This window comes from Leifsonia sp. C5G2 (assembly GCF_013359685.1).
Taxonomy (GTDB): Bacteria; Actinomycetota; Actinomycetes; order Actinomycetales; family Microbacteriaceae; genus Leifsonia.
The window spans coordinates 187,614-194,895 of sequence record NZ_JABFMV010000008.1 but is presented as its reverse complement, the minus strand read 5'-3'; the positions used below and the strand labels follow the sequence as shown (position 1 = coordinate 194,895).

The following is a 7,282-nucleotide window of genomic DNA, read 5'->3' as shown; positions in this document are numbered from 1 at the left end:
CGGACGTGTTCCGGCCCAGGCCGTCGTAGCCGTACGAGGTCGTCCGGCCCTCGCGCGCGACCTCCGTGGTCTGACCGGCCGGGTTGTACGCGAAACGCGTCGAGACGCCCGCCACCGTCTGGTCCACCCGGTTGCCGGCCGCGTCGTACGAATACGACGCGGTGCCGGCGCTCACCCCGCGACCACGGCCGCTGGTCTCCGACGCGGTCAGCTGGTTGGCGTCGTTGAACGACGCGCGCTGCGAGAAGTCGCCGTCCTTCGCGCCCGACCGGGACCAGCTGATCCGGTTGCCGGCGGCGTCGTAGCCGTAGGTGTTCTTTTCCCCCGCCGTGGTCTTCGATGACGTCAGCCGGCCCAACGGGTCGTAGGCGTAGCTCGTCGTCGATGTTCTGACAGAGGTGGCGGGAGAAGGGGTTGTCGGGAGTGCGGACGAACCCAGCTTGTCCGGCGTCGAGGCGATCTTCCGGGTGGCGGAGACGACGTTGCCGTCGGCGTCGTAGGCGTAGCGGTATGAGAGCACGCCTCCGTCCGGGACCGGGTTGCCCTCCGCCGGGAGGGTGCGGCCATTCACGTACTCCGCCGCCTTCTCGCACAGCGGTGCTGTGGTCGTGGAGGCCGCACGAGAACCTAGGTAACCGGCGACTCCGGTGCACGCCGTAGCTGCGGCGGAGCCCTTCGCGTACGGCACCGGCGTCGGTGTCGCCACGGGGACAGGCGGCGCGGACGGCTGCGGGGTCGTGTGCGTGATCGCCGTGACGCGGTCCGCGGCGTCGTAGGTGTACGCCGAGCCGATGCCGGTCGAGCGGTCCAGGCGGGTGAGGTTGCCGACGGGATCCCACGCATAGGCGAGGTCGCCCCACGGCGACGACTGCGAGGTCGCCCGGCCGGCCCCATCGTAGGTATAGGACAGCTTCTGACCGGTCGGGAGGGTGACCCCGACCGCCTGTCCCGCCTTGTCGTAGGCCGTCTTCAGCTTGCCGCCCTGCAGGTCGATCTGGACGGTGGTCCGGCCGTCTGCGTCGTACTGGAACCCGGTCACCCCGCCCGGGTCGGTGACGGCGATCAGGTTCTGCTCACTGTCGTACTCGAAGGTCGCGATCGCGCCCGCGGCATCCTGCCGGACCAGGTCGCCGCGCTCGTCGTATCGGAAGCTGGTCGTCGCACCCGTGCCGGCGACGACGGACGACTCCCGCCCGGCGGCCGTGTAGGTTCTGCGACTGGTGTTGCCGACCGGGTTCGTCTCGCTCGTGGTGCGGCCGGCAGCGTCCACGGTGTAGCGGGTGGTATGCCCGTTCGGGTCCGCGACCGTCAGCAGGTTGCCATCGGCGTCGTACACGTAACGGGTCGAGACGTTGACAGCAGGACCCGCCTTGGCGCCATTCTCGTACCCTTCGACGACCTGCGTCAGCTGACCCGCAGAGTCGTACTCGTACCGGGTGATGCTCCCACCCGCGGTCGAGAGAGTGGTCTGCCTCCCGGATACGTCATAGCCGTAGGCGGTCGTCGCTCCCGTCGGGTCCGTCAGCCCGGTCTGGCGGCCGGCCGGGTCGTAGGCGAAACGCGTGGTGTGGCCGTTCGCATCCGTCACGGAGGTGCGGCGCCCGGCGCCGTCGTAGCCGTAGGTCGTCGTGTTCCCGGCCGCGTCCGTGACCGAGGCGACCTGATCGGTTGGCGTGTACGCGATCGTGGTGGAACGGCCGAGCGCGTCGGTCGTCGCGACGACGTTTCCGACGGAATCGTACGAGTAGGAGGTGGTCGCCCCAGTCGGGGTCGTCGACGAGAGCAGCCGGCCGGCGGCGTCGTACGCGTAGACCGTGGCGTCGCCCTTGCGGTTGGTCACCGTGACGACGTTCCCGTCGACGTCGTACGCGTAGTCGGCATGTTTGCCCGCACCGTCCGTCACCCGGATGATGCGATCCATCACGTCGTACGCGAAGCGGGTGGCCACCCCGTCCGCGTCGGTCACAGTCACCGGGCGACCCGCCCCGTCATACGCGTAGCGGGTCACGCCGCCGGTCGGGTCGGCCTGGGCAAGCAGGTTGCCCGAGGAGTCGTATGTGTACGTCGTCGTCGCGCCCGCCGGGGACGTGACGCGCGTCACGTTGCCGACGCCGTCGTACTCGCGCTTCCAGGTGCCGCCGTTCGGATCGGTCACCTCCGCGACCCTGTCCTGACCGTCGGTGCTGTAGCTTGTCGACTCGCCGAGCGGGCCCTTCGCGCCGACCAGGGAGTCCTCGCTGTCATAGCTGTACGCGGTGACGCCCCCGACAGGGTTCGTGGTCTTCGTCAGGTGGAAGAGCGCATCCCAGGCGAACGTGCTCGTGCCACCGGTCGGATCGGTCACCGAGGAGACATGATCGTTGGGCTCGTAACCATAGGCCGTGACACCACCCGCCGGGTCGGTCACCGTGGTCACGCGGTCCCCGCTGTCCCAGCCGTAGGCGGTCATGCGGCCGTTCGCGTCGGTGATGGCGGTGATCCGCCCGGCGGCGTCGTACGCGTACCGCGTCACTGCGCCGACCGGATCGGTGACGGTGGTGATGTTCCCCGCCGCGTCGTGACCGTACGTCGTCGTCGCGCCCGATGGCCGAACCGACGCGACGAGGTTCCCTGCGCCGTCATAGCGGTAGGCGTGCGCGGTCCCGTCGGGCTGGTGGACGGTGGTCAGACGACCGGAGGCATCGTAGTCGTACGCCCAGGTCCGGGCCGCTCCCTTCACTCCGCCCGCGTCCGTCTTCGTCGCGAGCCGCCCGGTCGGTGTGTAGGTGTACTTGATCACCTGACCGGAGGGCTTGGTCTCGGTCACGATGTTCCCGGAGCCGTCGTAGGCGTACCGCGTCGTGTGCGCGTTCTCGTCGGTCGAGGTCGTGACGTTGTTCTGGCCGTCGAATGTGAACGTCGCCGTCGTGCCGTCCGGATGCTGCACCTTCGTGACTCGGTACGCCGAGTCGTAGAAGTACACGCTCTTTCGGCCGAGCGTGTCGGCATACGTCGTCTGACCGGCCTTCGAGTAGTCCAGGGTGCGGAGCTTGCCGGCCGCGTCCCACTGCTTCACGATGCGCCCTGCACCGTCGTACTCGTTCTTGAGGTAGAGCGTGCCCGTCGCATCAGTCGCCGTGAGCAGCTGATGCGACCCGTCGTAGCTGAACCGGTGAGTTCGGCCGTCGGGCAGCGTGATCGTGCGCAGATCGCCGGCGGCGTCGTACTCGAGGCCCCAGTGGTCGCCGCCGGGCCGGGTGAACCCGGTCACCCGCCCCTCCGCGTCCGACTGCACCTGGATGACCTGCCCGCCGGGCACGGTGATGGACGTGAGCGGAACGAACTGCTGCACGTCGGGATTCGCCGGGCCGTAGCTCAACGTGGTGGTACTGCCGTTCGCGTCCGTGTGCGTCACGAGTTCGCCGATGCCCTCGATGTCGCCCGCGTCGAAGACCCACGACTCCCCCGACGCATCCCTCAGCAGGAGCCGGCCGCCGGGCTGCTCGGTCAGCGTCTGGTGCAGGCCGGGCTCTGTGCGGTAGCCGCCGGCGCCGTCCGGGTTGAAGACGAAGCTGGCGCCGTCGCCGCGTACGACCATGACACTCCCGTCGTCGAAGCGTTGCGCGCGGGCGCCGAGCCCGAACGACCAGCCGGCGCCCACCCGGGAGAGCCGGCCGTCCTGCGAGTTGTAGAACAGCGTGACGTCGGTGGTCGATCCCGCGAGTCCGGGGAGCGAGAAGAGCTTCTCCTGCTCCACAAGGTTGCCGGTGGAGAACGAGAACGGCTCCCCGCCATAGGTCAGGTAGTTCTGCAGGCCGAGCATCCGCCAGCGGGCGATATCTGCGGCCGACGGCGGTGCGGGCCAGCCGCCGGTAACAGGATCCGTGCAGTCGAAGCCCTGCGTCTCCAGCCACGTTCCGAGGCCCACCAGGACGCCGTTGGCGATGTGCTGGAATCCCGCCGGGTCGTCGATGATCGCCCGGTCGAGGTTGTTGTCGAGGAAGAGCGCCTCGAGGTGGGTCAGCGCGCCCGGGACGCTGTCGAACTCGCTTCCGGGGAAGTTCCCGTTGTTGCCCATGTTCTTGGCCGGACGGGACGTGTAGGTGGGCAGGTTTGCGACGAGTGTGTTCGAGAGCGCATCGTCGGCGCCCCCGCCGCGCGAATAGACCTGTGAGCCGCCCACCGACGCATCCACACCGCCCCACGACTCTCCGTCGAGAGTGTTGAACGCGAGCCCGAGGGTCGCCGCCGGGTTGTAGCTCGCGGCGATCCCGGCCCGCGTCGTGCGGCTGACGAAAGGGAAGGCCGGATCCTCTCGCGTGATCACCACAGAGGCGCGACAGTCCTGCTGCAGAAGCCCTTTCACGGCCTGCGCCAGCCGGATGTTGTAGCCGAGCTCCGAAACGGGAGGAGCCGGCGTCGTGACGTGGCCTTCGTCATTGTCCGGGTCGAGGACCACGACGGGTCCGGGCGGCGGGACGAACTTCTTCCCGATCACCACGAACTGCGACAGATGGGTCGACTCGCCCTTGACCAGGCCGGACTTCTCGTCGTAGTACGACGGCAGCTCCGCCCAGGGGTCGCCCGCCCCTTCGCGCGTGTAGATACGGAGGGTGGCGAGATCGGCACCTGCAGCCTTCGCCGCCTTCGCGTCGGGCTTCAGCGACAGTGCGAGACCGGGAACAATGTCTGACACGACCGGCCCTTTGCCACCTCCGCCGCGGGTGTCGACGCGCTTGGCGGGGAAGGACGTGTGCTCCTTGCCGGAGCCGTCCACGGCAGTGATCTCGACAGGGTCGGAGACCGGGACCCCGCCTCCCGGCTGCTCGGCGCGTGCGGAGACCTCCGCCGTGTTCGGCGCCTCGCCCACCGAGACCGTCAGCCGGTCGCTGACCTTGTGGCCGGAGAATGCGGCGGTCACGCCCAGGCTGTCGGCCGAGATCTCCGTCGGTGCTCCCGGGCGGATGCTGCCTTCTGCCGCCGGCGGAGGCGCGACGGTCTCCTCCTTCTCCCGGACCTGCCGATCGGCCGCTGCCGCACGCACCTCCGCGAGGGTCGCGGCCGCCGTCCGGCGCGCGACGTCCCAGGGTGCCGCCTCAGCCGGCGTGACCGTTCCAGCAGCGATGAGAGCAGCGATCGAGACGGCAGTGACCGCCGAGCGCGTCCACGAGCGGCGCATCAGGCCGCAGAGCCGGCGTCGAGGGCTGCCGCGAACAGGCGCCGCTTGCGCGCCAGCATCAGGCCGGTCACGATCAGTGCCGCTGCGATCACGGCGATGAGCCCGATCGCGATGCTCGCGCCCGTCTTGGCGAGATCGCCGCGTCCCAGAACGCAGGCCGCCAACTGGATCGCGTCGGAGACGCCGTCGGCGTCGTAGTCCTCATGCCCCGTCGCGCAGGCCGCGGTCCCGCAGATGACCACGGAGGCCCACCTCGGGACCCCGTTGTCGTTGGTGTCGGCATTGCCTGTCCAGCAGGCGGTGGAACCGCACACGACCTGGCGGGCGTAGTCCGGGATCGCATCCCCGACGGAGTCACGGGTCGGGGAGGCGCACGTCACCGACCCACACGCGACGACCTCGACCCAGTCCGGGATGCCGTCCCGGTCGCGGTCCTCACGTCCCGTCGCACAGGTCGCAGAGCCGCAGACTACGCGCTCGACCGTGTCCGGCACCGTGTCGCCGTCGGCGTCGCAGGAGGAGACATCGGCGGTCGCGCTGCAGGCGGGCTCGGCTGCCGGCGCGGCGGACGCCGCGGAGACGGGCACCACGATGCCGAGCAGCAGGATCGCCAGGGCAGCTGAGCAGGCCGCGGCTCGCAGGAGGCCACCACGGGCTCGAGGGAGGAGTCGAGTCACACCCTCTCAGACGGCGGGCGGCGCAGAACTATGACGCGGCGACCGGGCATCGCCGCGCCTCCGGTAGGGTCAGCGCACGCGGGTCGCGAGCAGCCGCTGCACCGCCGAGAACGGGATCGGGATCCACGCCGGCCGGTGGCGCGCCTCGTAGGCGATCTCGTACACCGCCTTGTCGAGCTCGAACGCGTCCAGCAGCTGGTGGAAGTCGTCCATCTCGGAACCGGCGACCGAGGCGTAGCCGTCGAGGTACGCCTTCCTGGCGTCGGCCGCCCAGCCGCTCGCGTCGATCGGGGTGTCCCGCCGGGCCAGCGACCCGGCGACGTAGTCGAACGAGCGCAGCATGCCCGCCACGTCCCGCATGGTCGCGTCCGGCAGGGAGCGCTCCGCGAGGGGACGCAGCGGCTCCCCCTCGAAGTCGATGAACTGCCAGCCGCGGTCCGGTGCGTAGAGCACCTGGCCGAGGTGAAGGTCGCCGTGGATGCGCTGAAGCACCGGGAGCGGAGCGGCCGCGGCCTCCTCGTACACCGCGGCGATGCCGGCGCGCAGCTCCTCAACCTCCGGCACCTCGGTCGTGGTCACCGTCAGCCGGCGGAACATGCCGTCGAGGGCGAGCGCCACATCCTCCGCCGTCGCGAGGGTCGTCGGGAGCACGCGTGCCATCAGGCGGTGCAGTTCGGCGGTCCCCGCGCCGAGCTCGACAGCACGCTCGGTGAAGTCCTCGCCCTGCTCGGCGGCACTGACGGCCAGCTCCCAGCCGTCCTCCGCGCCCGGCACGAAGTCCTGCATCAGGGCGAGCTCGCCCGCCGCGGAGCCGCCGTCGGGCGTCGGCCAGCGGCCGGTCAGCCAGCCGAGCAGCGAGGGCGTGCGGCGCGAGCCGCCCGCGGTCAGCGCGGCGAGGGTCGAGACGTCCGGGTTCTCGCCGTCCTGCACGACGCGGAACACCTTGATGAGCGCGGGCCGGCCGTCCTCCAGCTCGCCCACGATGGAGGTGTTGGACTGCTCCCCCGTCAGGCGCCGCGACGAACGCACGTCGATCGGGCGCGAGAGCGTGTGGCCCTGCGCGTGCGCCTCCCGGCCCTCCGCGCGCTGCGCACCGGTCATCAGCCGCACGAGGGACGCGACGTAAGTTTCCTCGGTGGGCCCGTCGTAGAGGTACCGCCCGCCGGCCTCCCCGATCAGCGCGGCCTCGTCCCCGTCGCGGGCGGGACGGGCGACGACCGGGACCTGGTACACGCGCGGCGTGCGCGGTGCGTCGTCGCAGAAGAAGTGGGTGACGATGCGGACGTCGGCGTCCGCCGGTTCGGCCTCGAACGAGGCGAGCAACCGCAGGCGGGGCTCGACGTTCTTCGTCGAGTACCAGCGCTGTCGCCGCATCCACGTGCCGACCAGCTCGGTGAGTTCCGTCATGCCAGAACCGTACGCCCGCTCCCGCGTTTGCGCGCCGGGG

3 protein-coding genes are annotated in these 7,282 nt (G+C 70.5%); all 3 read right to left on the bottom strand.

The window, feature by feature from the left end; all coding sequences use genetic code 11:
* Positions 1–5,158, bottom strand: a 5,158-nt coding sequence (locus tag HNO83_RS12585) for a DUF6531 domain-containing protein (protein ID WP_175337853.1), incomplete at its 3' end; no start/stop codon positions are given.
* Positions 5,158–5,835: an LPXTG cell wall anchor domain-containing protein gene (locus tag HNO83_RS20420; protein WP_249776696.1), complete on the bottom strand. Its 678-nt coding sequence runs from the start codon at positions 5,833–5,835 to the stop codon at positions 5,158–5,160. The genes HNO83_RS12585 and HNO83_RS20420, both read right to left, overlap by 1 nt.
* Positions 5,836–5,904: 69 nt before the next feature.
* On the bottom strand, positions 5,905–7,242 hold the full coding sequence (locus HNO83_RS12575; RefSeq protein WP_175337852.1) for a maltokinase N-terminal cap-like domain-containing protein: 1,338 nt from the start codon (positions 7,240–7,242) through the stop codon (positions 5,905–5,907).
* Positions 7,243–7,282: the final 40 nt, after the last annotated feature.

Coding starts and splice junctions, on each gene's coding strand:
- HNO83_RS12575 (WP_175337852.1), bottom strand. CDS start 7,242: ATGACGGAACTCACCGAGCTGGTCGGCACGTGGATGCGGCGACAGCGC.